Below are 22,291 nucleotides of genomic sequence, written 5' to 3' on the forward strand. Positions count from 1 at the left end.
GCAGCGAAAAAGAAAAAGGCGTTTCAGTGTATGAAGCGCCTTTGTTTTTGGTGTTTAGTTAGCTTCAGGCTTTTTGATCGGAACATAATAGCTGAATGCTTCAATGTGCGTTCTTGGATCTGTATCCGTTATCTCATTGTGCGTCACATTTTTGATTTTGTAGTTTTCTACATCATAGCCTGGACGGCGAGTGAGATTCAGTTTTGGCAAGTAGACACCATAAACATGGTAAAGGAACTCTTGCATTCTTTCTCTCGTCGTCTCACCACGATAATTAAATTTCACATATTCGCCTGCGGGGATCGTAACATGGCTATATTCGGTGTTACTAAAGCTCGCATCTTCGGGTTTCACTGCGGTGGTATAAAACACCGTTTGCTCATCATCTTTATCGGCACTATGAATCGCATGATGCAAACCAAATACTTCGGAAGCGACTTTGGTGGTGTGCTCTAAATAATATCGCCAGAAAGACTGACGCATTTGTGAGCAGGCGGTTGACCACTCTTCAAGCACATAGGAACAACTTTGCTCCAAACCAACCAATGGCTGCTCGACCATCGTGACAAATTCATAATCCAGTGGAGAGTGTTCATCTAACACGATCGGTGGACAAATACCGGTTGCGCACCATTCTTCAGTGCGGCGATAAAATGCAGGCGTCAGATTGAACTGTTTTTTAAAAGCGCGAGTGAAAGTTTGTTGTGAATCAAATCGATACTGTAATGCAATATCAAGAATGGGACGGCTCGTTAAGCGCAGTGCAACCGCGGCACGAGATAGGCGTCTAGCGCGAATATAAGCACCAATTGCTTGGTCGGTCACATCCTTGAACATTCTCTGTAAATGCCACTTTGAATAACCCGCTCTTGCGGCAACATTATCTAAAGACAATGGTTTATCAAGGTTATCATCTATCCAACGAAGAAGGTCGCGAATAATATTTGTTTGATCCATGGATATCCCCAGGCAATACGACTCACAGAACAGATATGAGTAATCAATGAGTGGCTATTCTATAACAAGTTACCTTTTTCGTTTATAGTAAATGAGTTGTATTTAATAATTAGTTAATAAACAGAATTATTGCCGTTTAGGTTATTTAAAATTCAGATGTTAAGCTGAAAAGGGAATACTGTATGCGTTCTTCCAAATTTAAAAAAGGTATTGCGAAAGGTAATACACTGAAAAACCTCATTTTAGGATCAATGTTGTCTATACTATCTTTTATGGCAGTCGCAGAAGAAATCGGCTCAGTGGATACGGTATTCAAGGTGCTTGGCCCTGACCATAAAATAGTCGTTGAAGCTTTTGATGACCCGGATGTGGACAATGTGACTTGCTACCTAAGCCGTTCAAAAACGGGCGGGATTAAAGGCGGACTTGGATTAGCGGAAGATACCTCGGACGCGGCCATTTCCTGCCAACAAGTGGGTCCTATTGAGCTAAATGACCGAGTGAAACGTAACCCGAAAAAAGGGCAGGTGGTTTTCCAAAAGAGAACGTCACTGGTGTTTAAAAAGCTCCAAGTGGTTCGTTTTTACGACCCAAAACGTAATGCACTCGTCTATTTGACCTATTCCGATAAGATGATCGACGGCTCGCCTAAAAATGCGTTAAGCGCTGTGCCGATTATGCCGTGGTGATGGGTTAAGATGTCAGTAATACACTTTACTGGCATCTTATTTAAAATGACTCATGCTAACAATCAGTTCACTTTGATTATTATGACCAGAATGGATCCGCATGCCATTTTTCCGGGAAGCCTGCGCTATCTAAATAGCTTTTTACGCAGTGGTATTTTCCTATTAATGTTGTTAAATCGTCATATAAATTAATATCTTGTATACCTAAAGACAATAATATTCTATGTGTCATTGCGAATGAGGTATAGATGCGATTGTCATTTGTTGGTGAGGTATTAAGTAATCGAATGATATGTGAAGGTGCCCGTAAGTTTGCGTTCCATAATCGACTATGGTGAGCACAACGATTTCTTATATCTCTAAGTGTTCTAGCCCAAGAACAAAGTATTTTAAAACTAGGCGCGCCAAATTCTAGTGCCATTGAATCCAATGGAGCACCAGAACGTTGGTTGATAATAGGTGTATTTAAGTTATCGTATATCTTTAATATTGTTCCAATACTGAGAAACTCACAGGCTATCCAAAATGGAGGTAAAAATTTATAGTTATCATGGGTAGTATTGTAATATTTTGATTTATAATGAGAGGCATACTCTTCTTTTGTATTTGAAAACTCATTACTTATCTTGTTACGAATAGAGTCAATAGAGTAGGTATTATTGTTTTTTATATTGAACCATTGATTATCAAGATACCAAAAAGGGTTACCACTAATAGAGGACATGACTTGATCTAAGCGGCTTCTTAATTTTATTTCAATTCTCGCAATAGCCTTGAAAAGAATAAATCTAATTTGTTCATCAAATCGATATATATCAACAGCATCTTCAAAATATTCACCTAGTCTATAGTTTTTTCCTGTAGGGCAACTAGGGTCTAACAAAGGGTGAAGGTAAATTTTAAAGTGGTAGTAGTTTATTTGAGATAATATTTTCTCTGCGATATTTTCATCAATAAAACTAAGCTGTTTTATTTTTAGATCTGAAATGATGTCCGAAGGTGTTTTATACGGCTTTATATAAGGGATATAAGGCATATTCTTGCGGTTCCATCGCGATTTTTATTAATAAAAAAGCTCATTACATTCCTAAAAAACGAATGAACGTTATAAAAGGAGCATAATGAGCGTTGTTGTCCCTAATTATGCTTATCTATTTTTTTGTGTCAATATTTTTTCTTATTACTAGATTGAGCTTTAAATGATTTTTTTCAATAAAGGCAATTAATTGTTTTATTGAAAAAAAAACCGGCTTGCGCCGGCTTTTCATTAATCAGAATGAAATCATTCGTCTAAATCACCGCAGAAACGGTAGCCTTCACCGTGGATGGTGGCAATGATTTCAGGGGTATCTGGCGTAGACTCAAAGTGCTTACGAATGCGACGGATAGTCACATCGACTGTTCTGTCATGAGGTTTTAACTCACGGCCAGTCATTTTCTTCAGTAAGTCTGCACGAGTTTGGATTTTGCCTGGGTTTTCACAGAAGTGAAGCATTGCACGGAATTCACTACGTGGTAATTTGTAGTGTTCACCAGCAGGGCTCACTAAAGAACGGCTATTAATGTCTAATTCCCAGCCATTGAATTTATAGCTCTCAACCAGACGGCGTTCTTCTGTACCACCCGCTAAATTCATAGTACGGGACAGTAAGTTACGTGCACGGATAGTTAATTCGCGTGGGTTGAATGGTTTGGTGATATAGTCATCAGCGCCGATTTCAAGACCAAGAATCTTATCAACTTCGTTATCACGACCAGTTAAGAACATTAATGCAATACTTTCTTGCTCACGTAGTTCACGAGCCAGCAGTAAGCCGTTTTTGCCTGGTAAGTTAATATCCATGATCACTAAGTTGATGTCATGTTCAGAAAGAACATTATTCATTTCTTCACCATCGGTGGCTTCATGAACAACATAGCCTTCCGCTTCAAAGATACTTTTCAGCGTATTACGTGTGACAATCTCGTCTTCAACGATCAAAATGTGTGGGGTCTGCATATTTGCTACCTAAAGTATTAAAATAAAAATACTGAACCCATAGGCCGTTTCCAGTTAGGTGGTTGTTGGTATGATTATCTGGAAAAACACGTCTATGAGTATAAATTTGTCTTTACATTTTTCAGTGACTTAACGTTGCCTATCCATTAGGCAAAATGGCCATAAAACTTACCAAAACTTAAGCACTTTCCCAATATTGGGCTGTTAACAGCAATATAACAGCTAATACTGCATTTACCACCTAAAAAACTAACTTTTGTTGATACATATCAAAATCAATTGTAGCACGTTAACAATGATTGTTAGGTAGATAATTATACCAAAATTATTTGTTATAGAGATATCGAATTGACGATAAAAATAATAGAAAAAAGGAGAGATAATGCTCGTTTTTCATCGTGATACCGTACAGAAAGGTAGATATGAATAGGGATGAAGACATTTGGATTTAACTTAAGCTAAGTCACGTAAGTCATTTTTGCGTCTTCAGAACGCCTTAAAATCGTCAGAGAGTAAAATTTCGTTTAGCACATCAAAATCGCGTAAAAAAAGTATTTTTAGTTTTTTATAAGAAAAACTAAGTGATTACACTTACTCTCTTTGCGTGAATCTATTTTGTTTTACAAAAAAATAACAAGAATCCTCAGAAATATCTGAATTAATGTTTGCATGTTTATAATTAACTGAATGACTATTCAGTTTCTTATGTGCAATTTTGATCTAAAACTAAGTAGGATTTTTTAAGGTTAGTAAAAATATTGATCAAGATTAATAAGCGGGAGGAAGATAGGTCATTGATAGCAATTTATTTCAAATTTACTGTTAGGACATACGGTTAAAATGCCGCCATCAAATTTGAGTTTTGATTGTTTTTTATGCAGATCGTGTGGTTATTTTTCAAATAAAATTAAAATCTATTAATTTGAGAATTAATAAACTTTAAAACTGAAATTTTGGGGCTATCTCTCTTTTTATGAAGATATTTTTGATGGATACAGTGGATCTCTGAGCAGAATTGTCGCTACTTCTGGGGGCATAAATGCAAATAAATTTGACATTATTGTGTGATTACTTTAACCGTATAGGGAGAAACCGAAATGTTCCCTACGAGACAAACAAATTTTATGCGTAACATCAGCCTGACTACGATTATTACCACCACCACCGTGACCACAGGAAACGGGGCGGGCTGACGCATCCAAAAAATAAAAATGAAAAAGCCCGCATCCTAAAAAGATGTGGGCTTTTTTTTGGCGCTAATTCAGGAGAGAAATACCATGCGTGTGCTTAAATTTGGCGGTACTTCAGTCGCAAATGACGAACGGGTACTTAATGTTGCTGATATCGCGGAAAGCAAATTGGCAGATGGACAAGTCGCTTTGGTGCTATCTGCACCGGCGAAAATCACTAACCATTTGGTAGCGATGATTGAAAAAACGGCAGCAGGTCAGGATGTCATCACGCATGTGAGTGATGCAGAAATGATTTTTGCTAATCTATTAAAGGGATTAAAAGAAAAGCAGCCCGGCTTTGAATATGACAAACTGAAAAAGCTGACTGAACACGAATTCGCGCAAATTAAACAAGTACTGCATGGTATTACTCTTCTAGGACAATGTCCTGATAGCATCAACGCCTCTATTATCTGCCGTGGTGAGAAGCTCTCTATCGCCATCATGGAATCTGTATTAAAAGCTCGCGGTCATAAAGTCACTGTGATTGATCCGGTGAAAAGCTTGCTGGCCAAAGGTCACTATCTGGAATCCACCGTCGATATCAATGAGTCTACTAAACGCATTGCGGAGCTGAACATTCCTAAAGACCATTTCGTGTTGATGGCAGGGTTTACGGCTGGAAATGAGAAAGGTGAACTGGTGGTGCTAGGCCGTAATGGTTCCGACTACTCGGCTGCGGTATTAGCGGCATGTTTACGTGCAGATTGCTGTGAAATTTGGACAGATGTTGATGGGGTTTATACTTGCGACCCGCGTTTAGTGCCTGATGCCCGTTTACTCAAAGGGATGTCATACCAAGAAGCGATGGAGCTTTCCTATTTTGGCGCGAAAGTTTTACACCCTCGTACTATCGCTCCAATTGCACAATTCCAAATCCCTTGCCTGATCAAAAACACCACTAATCCAAGCGCACCGGGTACGCTGATTGGTGATGGTCAAACGGATGCTAGCACGCCAGTAAAAGGGATCACTAACCTGAATAATATGGCGATGATCAATATCTCTGGTCCGGGTATGAAAGGTATGGTCGGTATGGCCGCACGTATTTTCTCGGTTATGTCTCGTAAAGGGATCTCTGTGGTGCTTATTACGCAATCATCGTCGGAATACAGTATCAGTTTCTGTGTGCCGCAAAATGAGCTACAGCGCGCTCGAGGTGCATTAGAGGAAGAATTTTATTTAGAGCTTAAAGACGGCGCATTAGACCCGTTAGATGTGATGGAGCAACTGGCTATCATCTCCGTTGTTGGGGATGGTATGCGGACGTTAAAAGGCATCTCCGCACGTTTCTTTTCAGCATTAACCCGCGGCAATATCAACATCGTTGCTATCGCACAGGGCTCGTCTGAGCGTTCAATTTCTGCGGTGATCGCCAATGAGTCAGCCACTTCAGCGGTGCGTTTATGTCACCAAATGTTGTTCAATGCGGAGCAAGTGATTGAGGCCTTTATTGTCGGTGTAGGCGGCGTAGGTAATGCATTGATCGAACAGATCCACCGTCAACAACAGTGGCTGAAGCAAAAACATATTGATCTACGTGTCTGTGGGATAGCGAACTCAAGAGCGATGCTGATCAATATGCAAGGAATTGATTTAGATAATTGGAAAGCAGAATTAGCCGAAGCCAAAGAGCCGTTTAGCCTCAGCCGTTTGATCCGTTTAGAGCGTGAGTATCACTTTTTAAACCCGGTGATCATCGACTGTACGTCCAACCAAGAGATTGCGGAGCAATATGCTAGCTTCTTAAAAGACGGCTTTAACGTCGTTACGCCGAACAAAAAAGCCAATACATTGTCGATGGATTATTATCATCAACTTCGTACCGCTGCCGAAAGCTCAAAACGTAAATTCCTTTATGATACCAACGTAGGGGCGGGTTTACCGGTTATCGAAAACCTACAAAACTTACTGAACGCAGGGGATGAATTAGTTCATTTCAGCGGAATTTTGTCAGGCTCCCTGTCATTTATTTTCGGTAAATTGGATGAAGGGATGTCCTTATCAGAAGCGACAACGCTCGCGAAGGAAAAAGGCTTCACAGAGCCAGATCCTCGCGACGATTTATCCGGCATGGATGTGGCGCGTAAATTACTGATTTTAGCCCGTGAAGCGGGTTATGAATTAGAACTTAGTGACATCAATATTGAATCTGTACTCCCTGCTGATTTCGACAGTTCAGGCAGTGTTGCTGAGTTTATGACTCGTTTACCACAACTTGATGCCCAATTTGCTGCGCGGATAAAAGCGGCAGAAGCAGAAGAAAAAGTGTTACGCTATGTGGGTCTTATCGAAGAAGGTCGCTGTCAGGTGAAAATGGTTGCTGTTGACGGAAATGACCCACTGTTTAAAGTAAAAAATGGCGAAAACGCACTGGCATTCTACACACGCTACTATCAACCAATTCCTTTAGTTCTCAGAGGTTACGGTGCTGGTAATGATGTAACTGCAGCGGGTGTATTTGCGGATATGCTGCGTACCCTATCATGGAAATTGGGAGTTTAAGAAGTGATCAAAGTTTATGCACCCGCTTCAATTGGTAATGTGAGCGTTGGATTTGATGTGCTAGGCGCAGCAGTCTCCCCGGTTGATGGTTCACTGCTCGGTGACTGTGTCAGCATTGAAGCGGCAGAGACATTTTCATTAGAAAACCAAGGTCGATTTGTTTCTAAGCTACCGAAAAAAATGGAACACAACATTGTTTACCAATGCTGGGAACTGTTTTGCGAGCGCCTTGGTAAAAAACTGAACGTGGCAATGACCCTTGAAAAGAATATGCCAATTGGTTCGGGTTTAGGTTCAAGTGCTTGCTCTGTCGTCGCTGCGCTGATGGCGCTCAATGAGTTTGCAGATAAGCCATTTGACCAAACGGCACTGCTTGGCATGATGGGCGAGCTAGAAGGGCGTATTTCAGGCAGTATTCACTATGACAACGTCGCGCCTTGCTACTTGGGGGGCTTACAGCTGATCATCGAGCAAAATGGCATTATTTCTCAGCCTGTCCCTGCGTTTGAAAATTGGTATTGGGTGATGGCCTATCCGGGAATTAAAGTTTCCACCGCGGAAGCGCGAGCCATTTTACCTGATAGCTATTCTCGTCATGACATTGTTAACCATGGACGCTATTTATCCGGCTTTATCCATGCATGTCATACTCATCAGCCTGAATTAGCGGTCACGATGATCAAAGACGTCGTCGCAGAGCCATACCGTACTCAGTTGCTGCCGGGTTTTGCGAAGGCGCGTGAACATGCGAAGAAAATTGGTGCGCTGGCATGTGGAATTTCGGGGTCAGGACCCACAATTTTTACTATTTGTGATGATAAAAAAATCGCAGAAGAGATGGTGCAGTACCTACAACAACATTACATTCAAAATGATGAAGGCTTTGTGCATATCTGTCGTTTAGATATGGCGGGTGCAAGGACAATAGGGTAAACGATGAAACTGTATAATTTAAAAGATAACAACGAACAAGTCAGCTTCGCGCAAGCCGTGAAACAAGGGTTAGGTAAGCAACAAGGGTTATTTTTCCCTCAAGACTTACCTGAGTTTAGCGCCAGTGAAATTGATGAATTACTGAAGTTGGATTTTGTCACTCGTAGTAGCCGTATTTTGAGTGCGTTTATCGGGGATGAAATTCCGGCAGCGCAGCTCGCTGATCGAGTTAAAGCGGCTTTTGCGTTCCCTGCACCCGTTTCTAAAGTGGAAGATGATGTGGCAACGTTAGAGCTATATCACGGACCAACATTGGCATTTAAAGACTTTGGCGGCCGCTTTATGGCACAAGCGCTAGGTCAAGTAGCTGGTGGTGCGCCAGTCACTATCTTAACCGCAACTTCTGGTGATACCGGTGCAGCTGTAGCCCATGCATTCTATGGTTTGGATAATGTTCAAGTGGTTATCTTATACCCAGAAGGCAAAATCAGCCCACTGCAAGAAAAACTATTCTGTACGCTGGGTAAAAATATCCATACTGTGGCTATCAAAGATGATTTCGATGCATGTCAGGCGATGGTCAAACACGCTTTTGATGATGAAGAACTGAAAAAAGCCCTGTATTTGAACTCTGCGAACTCCATCAATATTAGCCGCCTATTAGCGCAGATTTGCTATTATTTTGAAGCGGTTGCTCAGATCCCAGCAGAAAAACGCGATCAACTGGTGATCTCTGTGCCAAGTGGCAACTTTGGGGATTTAACCGCGGGCTTACTGGCGAAATCCATGGGGTTACCAGTGAAACGCTTTATCGCTGCCACTAACGTTAATGACACCGTTCCGCGCTATTTAGTCGATGGAAAATGGGCACCGCATCAAACCGTTGCGACATTATCTAACGCAATGGATGTAAGCCAGCCAAATAACTGGCCACGCATTGAAGAATTATTCCGTCGTAAAGGCTGGTCATTAAAAGAGTTAGGTTATGGTGCAGTGAGTGATGAAGTGACTCAAGAGACTGTACGTGAGTTGGATAAAAAAGGTTATTTATCAGAGCCTCATGCGGCGGTTGCTTATCGTGTCCTACGTGATCAACTGCAAGATGGTGAATATGGTTTGTTCTTAGGAACTGCCCACCCTGCGAAATTCAAAGAGAGCGTGGAAGCTATCTTAAATAAACAAATTTCGCTGCCAAAAGAGCTGGCGGAACGTGCTGATTTGCCACTGCTTTCTCACTTCTTACCGTCAGATTTTGCTCAATTACGCGAATTCTTAATGAAGTTAGCACCGAAGCAGTAATTGAAGTTCGCCGCTAAAGGAAATGTTAACAACGGAAGCTGAATCGGCTTCCGTTTTTTGATGAGGGAATTAATAGCTGGTACCATCCGTGCCATTTTGCCCACCATTTGACCCACCTTTGCCGCCTTTACCTGCTTGTCCCCCAATACCTGCATTTCCACCATTCCCGCCATTTCCACTACCGTCACCGTCTCCTCCATTACCACCGTGGCCACCATGACTTCCTCCGTTTCCGCCATTGCCACCACTACCATTGACGGATCCGTTTCCGCCGTTACCCCCGTTACCTAGGCCATCCCCGTTGCCACCGTGTCCACCGTCACCGCCATTTACACCACCATTTCCGCCGTTGCCGCCATTTCCATTACTACCGGAAGTTGCGTGACCTCCATGGTTGCCGTGACCCTGACTACCGCCGTTGCCACCATTTCCACCATGTTGACCATTACCTCCGCTGCCACCATTGCCACCGACTCCGCCATTACCGCCGTTCCCTCCACTGCCATGTTGCCCATGAGTGCCATTAACGCCATTATCGGAAAGATGGAAATAATAATTTCTGCAATAAAAAGGAACACAAAAATGTGACTGCGAAATATTATCGATAATAATATGTTTATTTAAATGGAATAAATTGGCTTTATTAATATGAAGGTTGTTGGAGTGACTTAATATTGGTGTTGCTGTGAAAATTAAAATAGAGAAAAATTGAAATAGAGATTGATTAACCATTGTTTCCTCCATCCCCCTTCATGAATGAAGGGGGAAATAATCAAATAATTGGGTTTATTTAATTTCCATTACCACCGTTTCCACCATTGCCTCCATGCCCGCCGCTACCACCGCTTCCACCATGACCGCCATTACCCCCGTGTCCACCATTACCGCCGTTACTCCATAGATATTCGGTGGCGGTTTGCTGAGAATCGGTCGGTACGGTCATGGAAAGAGCTGATAAAGGAAATAATAAGGTAACTAAGATAGTAGATATTTTATGCATATAAATTCCTCGTTATAAAGTAGATTAATTAAACTGCAAGGGAAGTTTAATTAATAATCAGTTGTAATCAATATGTGGAATTAGATAACTGATTAATTAAATTTAATGAGGATAAATATTATTTATTAATCTTGATGGTTTTAGAGGCGTCAGGTATAAATAAAAACCACCATGATAAAATGATGGTTTTATACATGGTGGTTCAGTTTTATATTTATTTTTGAATTTATTAGTTTGTTCTTTAATTAATCATTATTAATTATTTTTATGTGAGTTTAATATAACCGTTGCCTTTTCTTCTTTAGTCAAAGTAGAAAAGGTTGTTATGCCATTGATTTCATTGGACTGTGCATTAGTAGATTGTTTTTTATGGTCATTTATCATTTTCTCCATGGTTGGAGATGTATTGTTTTTTGAAAAACTGAGGGAAACTGCTTGTTTTTCATGCTCTTCTAGTTCTGAAAAAGATGAACCAGAATTAATATTTTTTTCTGTATTGATACCAGCTTGATTTAGATGTTGGTTAATTGCCTGCTGATTTGCTGGTGACGTATTATTTTCATTAAAATTTAATGCAGTGGCAGCATTTTGATGAATATTCGTGTCAGTTTGAGAATAAGCTAGGCTAATGGTGCTAAGCATGATAGCAACTGTAATAATACTTTTCTTCATGGTAAATCCTTATTAGGTGATATGTTTTGTTAGCATCATAATAAGGTTTTATTTCTGTCTCAAAGGTGACAGTAAAATGACAAAGTAGACATCTATTTATTTTTCTGTCGGTATAAATAAGGTAAATCGCGTAGAGTATTCATCGGATGTGACATTTATGGTTCCTTTATGAGCCAGAATAATGGATTTGACAATCGCGAGACCAATACCACTCCCTTCATTTTTTCTTTGTCTGGATTTATCTACACGATAAAAACGATCAAAAAGTTTTGGTAAATGTTCTTCAGAGATTTTTTTCCCCGGGTTGCTAATAATGATTTCAACACCATTTTTAACATCAGAGAGATTAATACTTACAGCATCGCCTTTAGGCGTATAGCGAATCGCATTTGAAATCAAGTTGGTTAATGCGCGTCTGAACATCTCTTTGTCTGCCAATATCGGCTTGGCATTTCCAATTACTTTTAGCCTAATACCATTATCCTCAGCGAGGAACTCAAAATAATCAAAAATAACAGAGATTTCATTTCTTATATCTATATTTATTTTTTCGGGCAGTAGCATATTGTCATCTGCTTTTGCTAGAAACAACATATCAGAAATCATTCTTGATAGGCGATTATATTCCTCTAAATTAGAGTACAAGACCTCAATGAGTTCTTCTTTAGAACGATTTTTACTTAATGAAATTTGAGTCTCTGTCATTAAATTAGTAATAGGCGTTCGCATTTCATGAGCGATATCGGCTGAAAAATTAGTTTGTCGAACAAATACATCTTCAATTTTAATTAACATTTGATTGAAAGAGATAGTGAGCTGCTTGAGCTCTTCAGGAACAGTGTTTGGATCTAAACGAATACTTAAATTTTCTGAAGTGACATTCTTAATTTCATCACTGACTTCTTTTAAAGGTTTCAACCCACGAATGACCAGTAAATAAACAATGAAAATACTGAGCACACAGGTAATTAATGCAGTAATTATTAGATTGTTAATTAATGAGTCTAAGTAGTCATGATGAAAATTTAATGATAATGCAGTGACTAATCTGTATTTATCATTGCTTTGAGGTAATTCAATAAATGTTTCTGATAATCGATAACTTTCAAAAGGTTGTGGCTTAAGATTCCCACTAGGATGATAGCTTTTTAGTTGGTTGATAATGTCTGATGTTGTACTGGATGCCGCTAAAATTTTTCCATTTCTATCTTCTAAATAAAATATAATATCCTGATGCTCATCAATAATCGTTTTTATCTGAGATAGCATTTCAATGCTATTGCCATTATTTTTAGTGAGAAGGCTATGGATCGTTAAGTTTATTTGATTTATTGAATACTCATCTTGCTGTTTGAAATGAATAACAACAGATTTTATCATGATAGCGCTAAATATAAATAGAGCAATGGAGAGGGTAATACTTATTGAAATAATAAGACGTGCAGAAATTGATGAGGAAAACTTAAATAATTTATTCATCTTGAGGTAGCTCAAATAAGTAACCCATTCCTCTTATTGTATGGATCAATTTTGGTTCATAGTTGAGATCTATTTTCGATCTAAGTCTTTTTACTGCAACATCGATGACGTTTGTATCACTATCAAAATTCATATCCCATACTTTTGAGGCAATTAAAGAGCGGGATAAAACTTCGCCTTGATGGAGAGCAAAAAACTCAAGTAATGAAAACTCTTTACTGGTTAAATTTATTTTATCATTAGCGCGAATCACTCGCCTTTTGATTAGATCGATTTGTAAGTCGGCTATGGTGAAACGTGTTTTTTGTATGGCATTATTTCCACGGCGTAATAATGTTCTAACTCGAGCGAGTAACTCAGAAAAGTCAAAAGGCTTGATTAAATAGTCATCTGCACCTAATTCTAAACCTTTAACACGATGTTCAACATTTCCTAATGCCGTTAACATTAGAATAGGCGTGTTTTTTCCTATGCTTCGTAAATTTTTTGCGATTTCCCACCCATTGATATCGGGTAACATGACATCAAGAATAATTAAATCATACTCTTCTGTGGAAGCCATATGTAAACCCGTAATTCCATTTTCAATTGCATCCACAATAAATCCAGATTCAGTTAAGCCTTTGGACAGATACTCTCGAGTTTTTTTTTCATCTTCAACAACGAGTAATTTCACAATAGCCTCTAAATATATTGGGGATGGAAGGCACATTTTAGTCATCGAATGATTGAAATGTAAAATGACAAATTTGTCATTTTCATGTCATGAATCTAACAGGATGGAATTTCTACACTAGCAAAATATAGATAATCAATAGAGGTATAGCTAGACCATGTATAACCTTAAGGTATTATTGCTAGCAAGTAGCGTAATTTTGACTGGATGTATTTCTCTTGAGCCTGAATACCAGCGACCTAAGCTTAATATTCCTGTAAATATAGAACCTAGCTTTACCTCGTTGATGGACGAAAATAAAACAGTATTTATACTTCCTAGTTGGACAGATTTTATTGTTGACCCTAACATGCAAGAAATCATAAAAATTGCATTGGAAAAAAATACTGATTTATATCTTACTGTTCTTGATATAGAAGAAGCAAAAATACAGTTCGGCATTACAGAGTCGGAGCTTTATCCTAAAGTAGGAGCTTCTTTAAGTAGTGAGTATAGTAAAAACCTACAAGGGGAGAGAGCGTTATCTAAAAAATATAGTTCAGGTATTGATATTAGCTATGAATTGGATTTTTTTGGCAAAATAAAAAATTTAACACAAGCAGATAGCGCTAAATTTTTAGCCTCGAAAGAGTTAAATCGAGCTGCTGAGATTATAACGATTAAAACTGTTGCTCAAGCCTATTTAGATATTGTCTACAACCAAGAGTTACTAAGTATAGCGGAAGAGACAAAATCGAGTTATTTAAATAGCCAATCAATTGTGATGCAAAAATTAATAACTGGAAGTGCGACGGCTTCTGATGTCGAACAAGCCAAAGGTCAAGTTCAATCTATTAATATAAAAATGGAAAAAATTAAAGTTGAGATAGATAAAAATAAAAATTTATTGAATTACTTAACTAACAATTATACTAAAAATATTGATGTAGTATCAGTGAAATATACACCTATTACTATTCCTAAAAATATTCCTTCAGAAATTTTATTGAGTCGCCCTGATGTGATGGCTGCTGAACAAAATATCATTGCTGAAAATGCAAATATTGGTGTGGCCAGAGCCGCTTTTTTTCCATCAATTTCATTTAATACTGGTTTATCAAGTAGTAATGAGTCTATTTCAGGTTTGTTTGACTCATCAAATGGTATATGGAATTTTATTCCAAAAATCACATTACCAATTTTTACTGGTAATAAAAATAATAAGAATTTAGAGCTAGCAAACATTAGAAAAAATAAAAGCATTGTGAATTATGAAAAAAGTATTCAAACAGCTTTTAGGGAAGTTAAAGATTTCATGGCGCTAAAATCTAGTATTGAAAATCAAGTTAATTCTCAACAAGCTTATGTTGTCACCTTAACTAATATATTAAATCAAAAGCAAGCTGGTTATAAATATGGAAGCTTGAGCTACTTAAATGTTCTAGATGCTCAAAGGGATTTGTTTGCTGAAAAACAAAATTTATTAATGCTGGAAATAGAACAGCAAAAAAATGAAATCAATTTATTTTCTGCCTTAGGTGGCGGGAATATTAACTAATGAGGTTGTAATGAAAAATTTAAATAAAGCAATAATGGTCATGTCTATTTCTCTTTTTACTACTATTGGATATGCCAGCTCTACGGTAGATAGCCATTCATCTCATCATGAAGAGAGTTCAGTATCAATTATTAGTGCAGAAGGAAAACTCATTTCAATAGATAGAGAAAATAAAAAACTAACAATTAATCATAATGAAATAAAAAGTATCAATTGGCCCCCAATGACAATGCGATTCACTTATCAAAATGAAAAGATGATTGAAGGTCTTAGTGATGGTGATAACTTGATATTTTCATTTATTCAAAATGGAAATATTTCATTATTGGAATCCATTGAAAAAAAATTTGAGTAAATGGAGGGATCTATGTCATTAGTTAATTTAACTAAGGTTATCATACTGATCATTATCTCAAGTATGCTTTCAATCTTTATATATAGATATTTTTTCACGATTGAAAAAAATACGCTAAAAACAGAAGCTAAAGAGCGTCAGGTTCTGTATTGGTATGATCCTATGTATCCAAGTACTAAATTTGCACAACCGGGTAAATCTCCATTTATGGATATGGATTTGATGCCTAAATATGCAGATGAAAATACGGACTCGACTCAACAAAATGGTATCACGATTAATCCTGCACAAATTCAAAACTTAGGACTGAAGACAACCGAGGTAACATGGGGGAAGCTAAACTATGACATGACGTTTCCCGCTGAAATTGCATTCAATGATCATCAGTTTGCTGTGGTTCAAGCCAGAGACGCTGGTTTTGTCGAAAAAGTCTATCCATTTGCAATTGGTGAGAAAATAACAGCAGGAACTCCTTTGGTTGATTTAACGATCCCTGCCTGGGTGGAGGCTCAAAGTGAGTATCTTGCTTTAAAAACAATTGAAAATAACCCAACAAATTTAAATAGTGTTTTAGAACGTCTACGTTTAAATGGCATGCCTGAAGAATCTATCAAAACGTTTGTGAATACAGGAAAGGTTCAAACTCGTTTTGTCATCAAAGCACCTATATCTGGTGTCATTACTGCACTGAATTTGCGGTTAGGCATGAATGTCACTAAAGATGCTGTTATCGCTCAGATTCAAGGTACGGATCCGCTATGGGTGAATGCATCGCTTTCACAATCTATTGCCGATTTACTTGATAATAATATTAGCTTTTCTCTGTCCATTCCCGCGTTTCCAACCCATAAATTTGTTGTTACTGATTGGGTTATCTTACCTAGCGCCGATGTTGCCAGTCGTACAATTAATATTCGTGCCAAAATTGATAACAAGAACAATCTGTTAAAGCCTGGTATGACAGCATATTTGAATTTGATCGCAACAACGAATGAAGCCATATTAATTCCATCTCAATCGATTGTTGATTCAGGCAAAGAGCAGCATGTTATTGCGGTTGGTGAGAATGGGGAGTTTATTCCCAAAAAAGTGAAAGTCATTCGCGAATACCAACAAATGACAGCCATTTCAGAAGGCCTTGAAGTTGGCGAAAAAATTGTGACTCAAGGTATTTTTCTCATCGATTCAGAAGCCAATATTTCTGGCGCTTTAGAACGTATGCGCGAAAAAACTGAGGATCACGCCTCCGTCGATCATTCTGCTCATAAAATGTCGGAGTAAGCTATGTTGGAATGGATTATTAGGCGCTCAGTAGCCAATCGGTTTTTAATCATGATGGGGGTGGTCTTCCTCATCATTGGGGGTGTATGGAGTATTAAAAATACGCCTGTTGACGCACTACCTGATTTGTCAGATGTTCAGGTTATAATCAAAACAACTTACCCGGGTAAGGCCCCCCAGCTTGTTGAAAATCAAGTGACCTACCCGATTACAACCACAATGCTATCTGTCCCAGGTGCAAAAACAGTTCGCGGCTTTTCTGCATTTGGAGACTCCTACGTCTATGTTATTTTTGAAGATAACACCGACCTATATTGGGCGAGATCGAGAGTTTTAGAATATTTAAATCAAGTTCAAACAAAATTACCTCAAGGTGCGGTCTCGTCAATTGGACCAGATGCCACAGGTGTTGGTTGGATTTTTGAATATGCTCTGGTTGATAAGAGCGGAAAGCATAATTTAGCCGAACTACGTGCTTTACAAGATTGGTTTTTAAAGTATGAACTAAAAGCCTTACCTAACGTATCAGAAGTCGCTACGGTCGGTGGGGTAGTTAAGTCTTACCAGATTATTGTCGACCCCCTAAAACTGGCACAGTTTTCAATCACACTTCCTGAAATTAAGCAGGCCGTTGATGCCTCCAATCAAGAAGCGGGTGGATCATCAATAGAAATTGCAGAAGCCGAATATATGGTGAGGGCGACAGGTTATCTTCAATCCTTAGATGACTTTAATAAAATATATCTCAAAATGTCAGAAAATGGCGTTCCACTTTATTTACGGGATGTTGCTCGCATTCAAGAAGGACCTGAAATGCGAAGAGGTGTTGCGGAATTAAATGGTGAAGGTGAGGTCGTTGGTGGTGTTATTCTGCTTAGGTCGGGAGAAAATGCGCGGGATGTGATTCGAGATGTAAAACAGAAATTAAACGATTTAAGCAGCAGCTTACCTGACGGTGTACAAATTGTAACGACCTACGATAGAAGCATACTGATTGATAATGCGATAGATAATTTAAGTTATAAATTACTTGAAGAATTTATTGTCGTGGCATTGGTTTGCGCTATTTTCTTATGGCATTTTAGGTCGGCATTAGTCGCGATAATATCCTTACCTCTTGGGCTTTTTATTGCGTTTATCATCATGCGTTATCAAGGCATAAATGCAAATATAATGTCTCTTGGTGGTATTGCTATTGCGATCGGAGCCATGGTAGATGCCGCTATTGTCATGATTGAGAATGCACATAAAAAATTAGAGCATTGGCAGAACGAGAACGAAGGAAAAAACCTTGAAAATGCTCAGCGTTGGAAATTAATTACAGACTCTGCTGTTGAGGTTGGACCTGCATTATTTATTAGCTTATTAATTATTACATTATCGTTTATCCCTATTTTTACCCTCGAAGGGCAGGAAGGGCGTTTATTTGGTCCTCTGGCATTTACTAAAACGTATGCCATGGCTGGTGCCGCTGCATTGGCGCTGATTGTGATTCCTATTCTTATGGGGTATTGGATTCGAGGAAAAATACCGAGCGAAACCAAAAATCCTTTAAATCGTTGGTTGATTTCTATCTATAGCCCGATTCTATTAAAGGTTTTATCTTGGCCAAAAACGACGTTATTCATCGGTATTTTGGCTTTATTTACTGTTATATGGCCATTAAAGAACCTCGGTGGTGAGTTCTTACCTTCAATTAATGAAGGGGATTTACTTTACATGCCTTCGACATTACCGGGTGTCTCTCCTGCTCAGGCGGCTTTTTTATTACAAAATACGGATAAACTAATTAAAAGTATTCCAGAGGTTGATACCGTTTTCGGTAAGGTAGGTAAAGCGGAAACGGCTACAGATTCAGCCCCTATGGAAATGATAGAAACAACGATTCGCTTAAAACCTAAAGATGAATGGCGTCAAGGAATGACGTTAGAAAAAATTATTGAAGAGTTGGATGAAACGGTGCGTTTACCTGGGGTAGCAAATCTATGGGTTCCACCGATACGAAATCGTATTGATATGCTTTCTACAGGCGTAAAAAGCCCTATTGGCATTAAAGTCTCAGGGAAAGATCTACAGGAAATAGACGCATTTGCACAAGAGATTGAGAAAGTCACGAAAACCGTACCCGGTGTTGTTTCTGTTTTAGCGGAAAGGCTAGTCGGAGGACGCTATATTGATGTGAAGATTGATCGCGAAAAAGCCGCTAGATATGGAATGAGTATTAGCGATGTGCAAGCTTATATTTCTATGGCGACGGGAGGCGAAATGATTGGTGATACAGTTGAAGGAATAGAGCGTTACCCTATTACGCTTCGTTACCCCCAAGATTACCGAAATAGTGTTTCTGCTCTGCAGCTATTACCTATTTTGACCCCGAATAAGCAGCAAATTGTTTTAAGCGATGTCGCGGATGTAGTCATAAATATTGGTCCGCCGATGCTGAAAACTGAAAATGCACGTCCAACGAGTTGGATCTATATTGATGCTCGAGGGCGAGACATGGTTTCTATTATTTCAGATATCGATACCGCGATAAAAAATAATGTTCAAATAAAGCCAGGAGTTAGCTATTCATTTACTGGGCAATTTGAGTTGCTTGAAAGAGCCAATCAAAAACTCATGCTTATGGTTCCTGCAACAATCATGATTATTTTTGTATTACTTTATTTGGCGTTTAGGCGTTTTAGTGAAGCCTTACTGATTTTACTCAGTCTTCCTTTTGCATTAGTTGGCGCAGTTTGGTTTTTATATTGGATGAACTTTAATTTATCCGTGGCGACAGGAACAGGATTCATTGCCTTAGCTGGGGTTGCTGCTGAATTTGGTGTCGTGATGTTGATTTATTTACGGCATGCAATTGAAGATCAGGAAAAAATGCAAGGTACTCATAAACTGTCAGCGGTAGATTTAGATAATGCGTTATATGAAGGTGCTGTACTAAGGGTTCGACCAAAAGCAATGACTGTGGCTGTTATATTGGCAGGCTTATTACCTATATTATTGGGAACTGGAGTGGGTTCTGAAGTCATGAGTCGAATTGCAGCACCAATGATTGGTGGAATGATCACAGCACCATTGCTCTCATTATTTATTATTCCAGCTGCATACAAGTTAATTTGCCAGTTTAGATATAAAAAGTAGTTTCATTCAAGACGAAAAGAGTGTCTCAATTACACAGTACGAACCGTGGTTGAGACACTCACTTAGGAACTAAAATATGATTGAGTTTACTGCTCGTTATTTAATACATACTCGTCATTTAAGATTAGCTCGATAGCTTTGAGCTCATGCTGGCTAAAATCACGATTTTCCATCATGCCAAGTGCATCATCGATTTGGCTGATACGGCTTGCGCCGATAAGTACGGAAGTAATGCGGTCATGGCGCAGCAACCAAGCTAATGACATTTGACTCAATTTTTGTCCACGATTTAAGGCTAATTCATTGAGTTTTTTCACTTTTGCTAAAGTAGCAGATGTAAGCCTTTCTGGCGGTAGTGATGGGTTACCTGCTGCGCGGGAATCAGCGGGAATACCATTGAGATAGCGATCCGTTAAAATACCTCCGGCAAGTGGTGAGTAGGCAATCGAGCCGACACCTTCCTCTTCGAGCAAATCGAGGAGACCTTCTTCAGGGGTACGTTCTAGCATGGAGTATTTAGGCTGGTGAATAAGGCAAGGTGTGCCCAGTTGATCGAGTATACGGATAGCTTCTTGCGCCGTTTCTGCGGGATAATTCGAAATTCCCACATAAAGCGCTTTACCTTGTCGAACGATCAAATCAAGGGCGGCCATGGTCTCTTCTAGCGGGGTCTGAGGATCGGGCCTATGGTGATAGAAAATATCCACATAATCGACCCCAATTCTTTTTAAACTTTGATTGAGGCTGGCAACTAAATATTTTTTACTGCCCCAATCACCATAAGGACCTTCCCACATGGTGTAACCTGCTTTGGAGGAGATCACCATTTCATCGCGATAAGGGCGAAAATCTTGTTGTAGGATGCGACCAAATTGTTGTTCTGCAGAGCCAGGAGGCGGTCCGTAATTATTGGCGAGATCAAAATGGGTGATCCCATGATCAAACGCATGCCTTAACATTGCTCGGCAGTTATCAATTGGCTTGTTGTCACCAAAATTATGCCAGAGCCCTAAAGAGACAAGGGGGAGCTTTAATCCACTCCGACCGCACTGACGATATTCCATATCTGTGTAACGATGTGACGCAGCAGAATATGGCATGGCTCACCTCCAAAATAAATGGCAAAGATTTACTCGGATTTTGGCATAACTCTGTCGAGCTCACTGGTGAAAGAATGCTATACAGCTTAAGGAATGATTATTTTATCGCCAGATTGTGACGGGGATTTGAAATAAGATATCGTATGTTGAGTATGAGGCTTATAGGGTGTGATGCATTTCCCATAAGCCAACAAAGTGAGTCTATGATTAGGCGTGTTCAGGGCGAGTAAAGACTAATTCATTACCTTTCGATTGCGCTTGATCAAATTGGTAGCCTTCTAAATTAAAGTCAGATAGCTGTTCGGATTTAGTCAGTTTATTTTGAATAATAAAACGGCTCATTAATCCGCGCGCTTTTTTTGCATAAAAACTGATGACTTTATATTTACCATTTTTCTCATCTAAGAAAACGGGTTTGATAATTTCAGCGTCCAATTTTTTGGTATTCACAGACTTAAAATATTCATCAGAAGCTAAATTAACGAGGATATTATCCCCTTGGGCTGCCAGTGCTTTATTTAAATGCTGAGTGATGATATCTCCCCAGAATTCATATAAGTCTTTGCCTCGACTGTTTTTAAGGCGAATCCCCATTTCTAAGCGATAAGGCTGCATTAAGTCTAATGGACGCAGTACCCCATATAGGCCAGACAACATACGTAAATGCTGCTGAGCAAATTCAAAATCAGCGGGAGAAAATGTTTCGGCTTGCATGCCGGTATACACGTCCCCTTTGAAGGCTAGGATGGCTTGGCGTGCATTATCTGGGGTAAAGTTTGGCTGCCATTCACCGAAACGTGCCGCATTCAGCCCAGCAAGTTTGTCGCTAATTTTCATTAAGCTTGCGATATCCGCTGGTGTGAGTGTTCGGCATGTTTTAATCAGTTTCTCAGACTCAGAGAGTAGCTCGGGTTGAGTAAACATGTCGATGGCGAGCGGGCTTTCGTAGTCTAATGTTTTGGCAGGTGAAATAGTAATCAGCATAACTTGACCCTTATGATAGTAAATTTATCCATTACTTTAACAAAAAATCAGATGGAATGGCGAATCGCTGTAATAAGTCGCGCTTATGATGATTATTTGGTTTACTGATGAGATTATTCTACCTAGCTAAATGCATTCAGTTTCTAGGCATGCTGCGAAAACGATTGCTGATCAAATAGTTGCTTTCCAAGAGATTTCCTCGCTTGCAGCAACGTAGATGCGTGATATTATCATGGGACGGTGCGGCGCTAGCCTCAATTCCTTAATAATACACAAAGTAGTTTAAGTTGCAGGTGAGTGGCTAGTCAGCGTAGCCAACACCGCTACAACTTGAAGTATGACGGATTCACCTTAAATAGTTCAAGTGGTAGGTAGGCGGCAAGAGAACGAATTCCTAGGTGCATACATAAGTATGTGACTAGGGCGAGTGAACGTAGCCAACACCCCCTACA

The 22,291-nt window shown here is 39.2% G+C and carries 19 protein-coding genes and 1 other annotated feature; of the genes, 9 read left to right on the top strand and 10 right to left on the bottom strand.

Translation table 11 applies throughout. The annotated features are described in order from the left end of the window. Positions 1 to 54: 54 nt before the first annotated feature. The gene (gene robA, locus LDO73_RS03115; RefSeq protein WP_224060148.1) at positions 55 to 957 is read right to left on the bottom strand and encodes an MDR efflux pump AcrAB transcriptional activator RobA; all 903 of its coding nucleotides are present in this window, start codon (positions 955 to 957) and stop codon (positions 55 to 57) included. 182 nt (positions 958 to 1,139) lie between these two features. On the opposite strand from robA, the gene creA reads away from it, so the two are divergent. Continuing rightward, entirely contained in the window at positions 1,140 to 1,646 is a 507-nt protein-coding gene (gene creA, locus LDO73_RS03120) for a protein CreA (protein WP_224060149.1), read from the top strand. Positions 1,647 to 1,725: 79 nt separating this feature from the next. Here the strand turns inward: creA and LDO73_RS03125 are convergent, their stop codons facing one another. Both LDO73_RS03125 and arcA read right to left on the bottom strand, forming a co-directional pair. Next, positions 1,726 to 2,682: an Abi family protein gene (locus tag LDO73_RS03125; RefSeq protein ID WP_224060150.1), complete on the bottom strand. Its 957-nt coding sequence runs from the start codon at positions 2,680 to 2,682 to the stop codon at positions 1,726 to 1,728. A 246-nt stretch (positions 2,683 to 2,928) separates the two neighbouring features. After that, positions 2,929 to 3,645, bottom strand: coding sequence for a two-component system response regulator ArcA (gene arcA, locus LDO73_RS03130; RefSeq protein WP_004905684.1), 717 nt, complete (start codon positions 3,643 to 3,645; stop codon positions 2,929 to 2,931). Positions 3,646 to 4,769: 1,124 nt separating this feature from the next. Here arcA and thrL point away from each other — a divergent pair. The 4 genes from thrL to thrC all read left to right on the top strand — a co-directional run bounded on the left by thrL (position 4,770) and on the right by thrC (position 9,614). Then, the gene (thrL, locus tag LDO73_RS03135; RefSeq protein WP_108479263.1) at positions 4,770 to 4,838 is read left to right on the top strand and encodes a thr operon leader peptide; all 69 of its coding nucleotides are present in this window, start codon (positions 4,770 to 4,772) and stop codon (positions 4,836 to 4,838) included. Further along, positions 4,777 to 4,898, top strand: a sequence feature (Thr leader region). Its footprint overlaps the gene before it by 62 nt. A 24-nt stretch (positions 4,899 to 4,922) precedes the next feature. Beyond that, positions 4,923 to 7,382 (top strand): bifunctional aspartate kinase/homoserine dehydrogenase I, encoded by a 2,460-nt coding sequence (thrA, locus tag LDO73_RS03140; protein ID WP_224060151.1) that lies wholly within the window; start codon positions 4,923 to 4,925, stop codon positions 7,380 to 7,382. A gap of 3 nt (positions 7,383 to 7,385) precedes the next feature. Continuing rightward, complete coding sequence (gene thrB / locus LDO73_RS03145; protein ID WP_224060152.1) at positions 7,386 to 8,315, top strand: homoserine kinase; 930 nt, start codon at positions 7,386 to 7,388, stop codon at positions 8,313 to 8,315. A 3-nt stretch (positions 8,316 to 8,318) separates the two neighbouring features. Further along, positions 8,319 to 9,614 (top strand): threonine synthase, encoded by a 1,296-nt coding sequence (thrC, locus tag LDO73_RS03150; RefSeq protein WP_224060153.1) that lies wholly within the window; start codon positions 8,319 to 8,321, stop codon positions 9,612 to 9,614. A gap of 69 nt (positions 9,615 to 9,683) precedes the next feature. On the opposite strand, the gene LDO73_RS03155 is transcribed toward thrC, so the two are convergent. The 5 genes from LDO73_RS03155 to LDO73_RS03175 all read right to left on the bottom strand — a co-directional run bounded on the left by LDO73_RS03155 (position 9,684) and on the right by LDO73_RS03175 (position 13,441). Next, positions 9,684 to 10,346, bottom strand: coding sequence for a hypothetical protein (locus LDO73_RS03155; RefSeq protein ID WP_224061226.1), 663 nt, complete (start codon positions 10,344 to 10,346; stop codon positions 9,684 to 9,686). Between the two features lie 58 nt (positions 10,347 to 10,404). Next, entirely contained in the window at positions 10,405 to 10,614 is a 210-nt protein-coding gene (locus LDO73_RS03160; RefSeq protein WP_224060154.1) for a hypothetical protein, read from the bottom strand. A gap of 255 nt (positions 10,615 to 10,869) precedes the next feature. Then, entirely contained in the window at positions 10,870 to 11,286 is a 417-nt protein-coding gene (locus LDO73_RS03165) for a hypothetical protein (protein ID WP_224060155.1), read from the bottom strand. Between the two features lie 96 nt (positions 11,287 to 11,382). Next, positions 11,383 to 12,765: a Cu(+)/Ag(+) sensor histidine kinase gene (locus LDO73_RS03170; RefSeq protein ID WP_224060156.1), complete on the bottom strand. Its 1,383-nt coding sequence runs from the start codon at positions 12,763 to 12,765 to the stop codon at positions 11,383 to 11,385. Further along, complete coding sequence (locus LDO73_RS03175) at positions 12,758 to 13,441, bottom strand: heavy metal response regulator transcription factor (RefSeq protein WP_224060157.1); 684 nt, start codon at positions 13,439 to 13,441, stop codon at positions 12,758 to 12,760. The genes LDO73_RS03170 and LDO73_RS03175 overlap by 8 nt, the downstream gene beginning before the upstream one ends. A 157-nt stretch (positions 13,442 to 13,598) precedes the next feature. Here LDO73_RS03175 and LDO73_RS03180 point away from each other — a divergent pair, with 157 nt between their 5' ends. The 4 genes from LDO73_RS03180 to LDO73_RS03195 are packed head-to-tail and all read left to right on the top strand — an operon-like array spanning position 13,599 to position 19,755. Next, a complete protein-coding gene (locus LDO73_RS03180; RefSeq protein ID WP_224060158.1) occupies positions 13,599 to 14,978 on the top strand; it encodes an efflux transporter outer membrane subunit in 1,380 nt (459 codons plus the stop codon). A gap of 10 nt (positions 14,979 to 14,988) precedes the next feature. Next, positions 14,989 to 15,333 (top strand): copper-binding protein, encoded by a 345-nt coding sequence (locus LDO73_RS03185; RefSeq protein WP_224060159.1) that lies wholly within the window; start codon positions 14,989 to 14,991, stop codon positions 15,331 to 15,333. Continuing rightward, positions 15,334 to 16,614: an efflux RND transporter periplasmic adaptor subunit gene (locus tag LDO73_RS03190; RefSeq protein ID WP_423810871.1), complete on the top strand. Its 1,281-nt coding sequence runs from the start codon at positions 15,334 to 15,336 to the stop codon at positions 16,612 to 16,614. It abuts the gene before it with no gap. A 3-nt stretch (positions 16,615 to 16,617) separates the two neighbouring features. Continuing rightward, a complete protein-coding gene (locus tag LDO73_RS03195) occupies positions 16,618 to 19,755 on the top strand; it encodes an efflux RND transporter permease subunit (RefSeq protein WP_224060161.1) in 3,138 nt (1,045 codons plus the stop codon). 86 nt (positions 19,756 to 19,841) lie between these two features. On the opposite strand, the gene LDO73_RS03200 is transcribed toward LDO73_RS03195, so the two are convergent. Both LDO73_RS03200 and yaaA read right to left on the bottom strand, forming a co-directional pair. Next, the gene (locus LDO73_RS03200) at positions 19,842 to 20,855 is read right to left on the bottom strand and encodes an aldo/keto reductase (RefSeq protein ID WP_224060162.1); all 1,014 of its coding nucleotides are present in this window, start codon (positions 20,853 to 20,855) and stop codon (positions 19,842 to 19,844) included. A gap of 207 nt (positions 20,856 to 21,062) precedes the next feature. Then, positions 21,063 to 21,839, bottom strand: a complete 777-nt coding sequence (gene yaaA / locus LDO73_RS03205; RefSeq protein ID WP_224060163.1) for a peroxide stress protein YaaA — start codon at positions 21,837 to 21,839, stop codon at positions 21,063 to 21,065. Positions 21,840 to 22,291: the final 452 nt, after the last annotated feature.

Origin of the sequence: Providencia alcalifaciens, assembly GCF_915403165.1 — a bacterium.
Lineage (GTDB): Bacteria > Pseudomonadota > Gammaproteobacteria > Enterobacterales > Enterobacteriaceae > Providencia > Providencia alcalifaciens_C.

What these genes read in the sequence shown, in the direction of transcription:
- robA (WP_224060148.1), bottom strand. Translation starts at nt 957, where the DNA reads ATGGATCAAACAAATATTATTCGCGACCTTCTTCGTTGGATAGATGAT.
- creA (WP_224060149.1), top strand. Translation starts at nt 1,140, where the DNA reads ATGCGTTCTTCCAAATTTAAAAAAGGTATTGCGAAAGGTAATACACTG.
- LDO73_RS03125 (WP_224060150.1), bottom strand. Translation starts at nt 2,682, where the DNA reads ATGCCTTATATCCCTTATATAAAGCCGTATAAAACACCTTCGGACATC.
- arcA (WP_004905684.1), bottom strand. Translation starts at nt 3,645, where the DNA reads ATGCAGACCCCACACATTTTGATCGTTGAAGACGAGATTGTCACACGT.
- thrA (WP_224060151.1), top strand. Translation starts at nt 4,923, where the DNA reads ATGCGTGTGCTTAAATTTGGCGGTACTTCAGTCGCAAATGACGAACGG.
- thrC (WP_224060153.1), top strand. Translation starts at nt 8,319, where the DNA reads ATGAAACTGTATAATTTAAAAGATAACAACGAACAAGTCAGCTTCGCG.
- LDO73_RS03155 (WP_224061226.1), bottom strand. Translation starts at nt 10,346, where the DNA reads ATGGTTAATCAATCTCTATTTCAATTTTTCTCTATTTTAATTTTCACA.
- LDO73_RS03160 (WP_224060154.1), bottom strand. Translation starts at nt 10,614, where the DNA reads ATGCATAAAATATCTACTATCTTAGTTACCTTATTATTTCCTTTATCA.
- LDO73_RS03165 (WP_224060155.1), bottom strand. Translation starts at nt 11,286, where the DNA reads ATGAAGAAAAGTATTATTACAGTTGCTATCATGCTTAGCACCATTAGC.
- LDO73_RS03170 (WP_224060156.1), bottom strand. Translation starts at nt 12,765, where the DNA reads ATGAATAAATTATTTAAGTTTTCCTCATCAATTTCTGCACGTCTTATT.
- LDO73_RS03180 (WP_224060158.1), top strand. Translation starts at nt 13,599, where the DNA reads ATGTATAACCTTAAGGTATTATTGCTAGCAAGTAGCGTAATTTTGACT.
- LDO73_RS03185 (WP_224060159.1), top strand. Translation starts at nt 14,989, where the DNA reads ATGAAAAATTTAAATAAAGCAATAATGGTCATGTCTATTTCTCTTTTT.
- LDO73_RS03190 (WP_423810871.1), top strand. Translation starts at nt 15,334, where the DNA reads ATGGAGGGATCTATGTCATTAGTTAATTTAACTAAGGTTATCATACTG.
- LDO73_RS03195 (WP_224060161.1), top strand. Translation starts at nt 16,618, where the DNA reads ATGTTGGAATGGATTATTAGGCGCTCAGTAGCCAATCGGTTTTTAATC.
- LDO73_RS03200 (WP_224060162.1), bottom strand. Translation starts at nt 20,855, where the DNA reads ATGCCATATTCTGCTGCGTCACATCGTTACACAGATATGGAATATCGT.
- yaaA (WP_224060163.1), bottom strand. Translation starts at nt 21,839, where the DNA reads ATGCTGATTACTATTTCACCTGCCAAAACATTAGACTACGAAAGCCCG.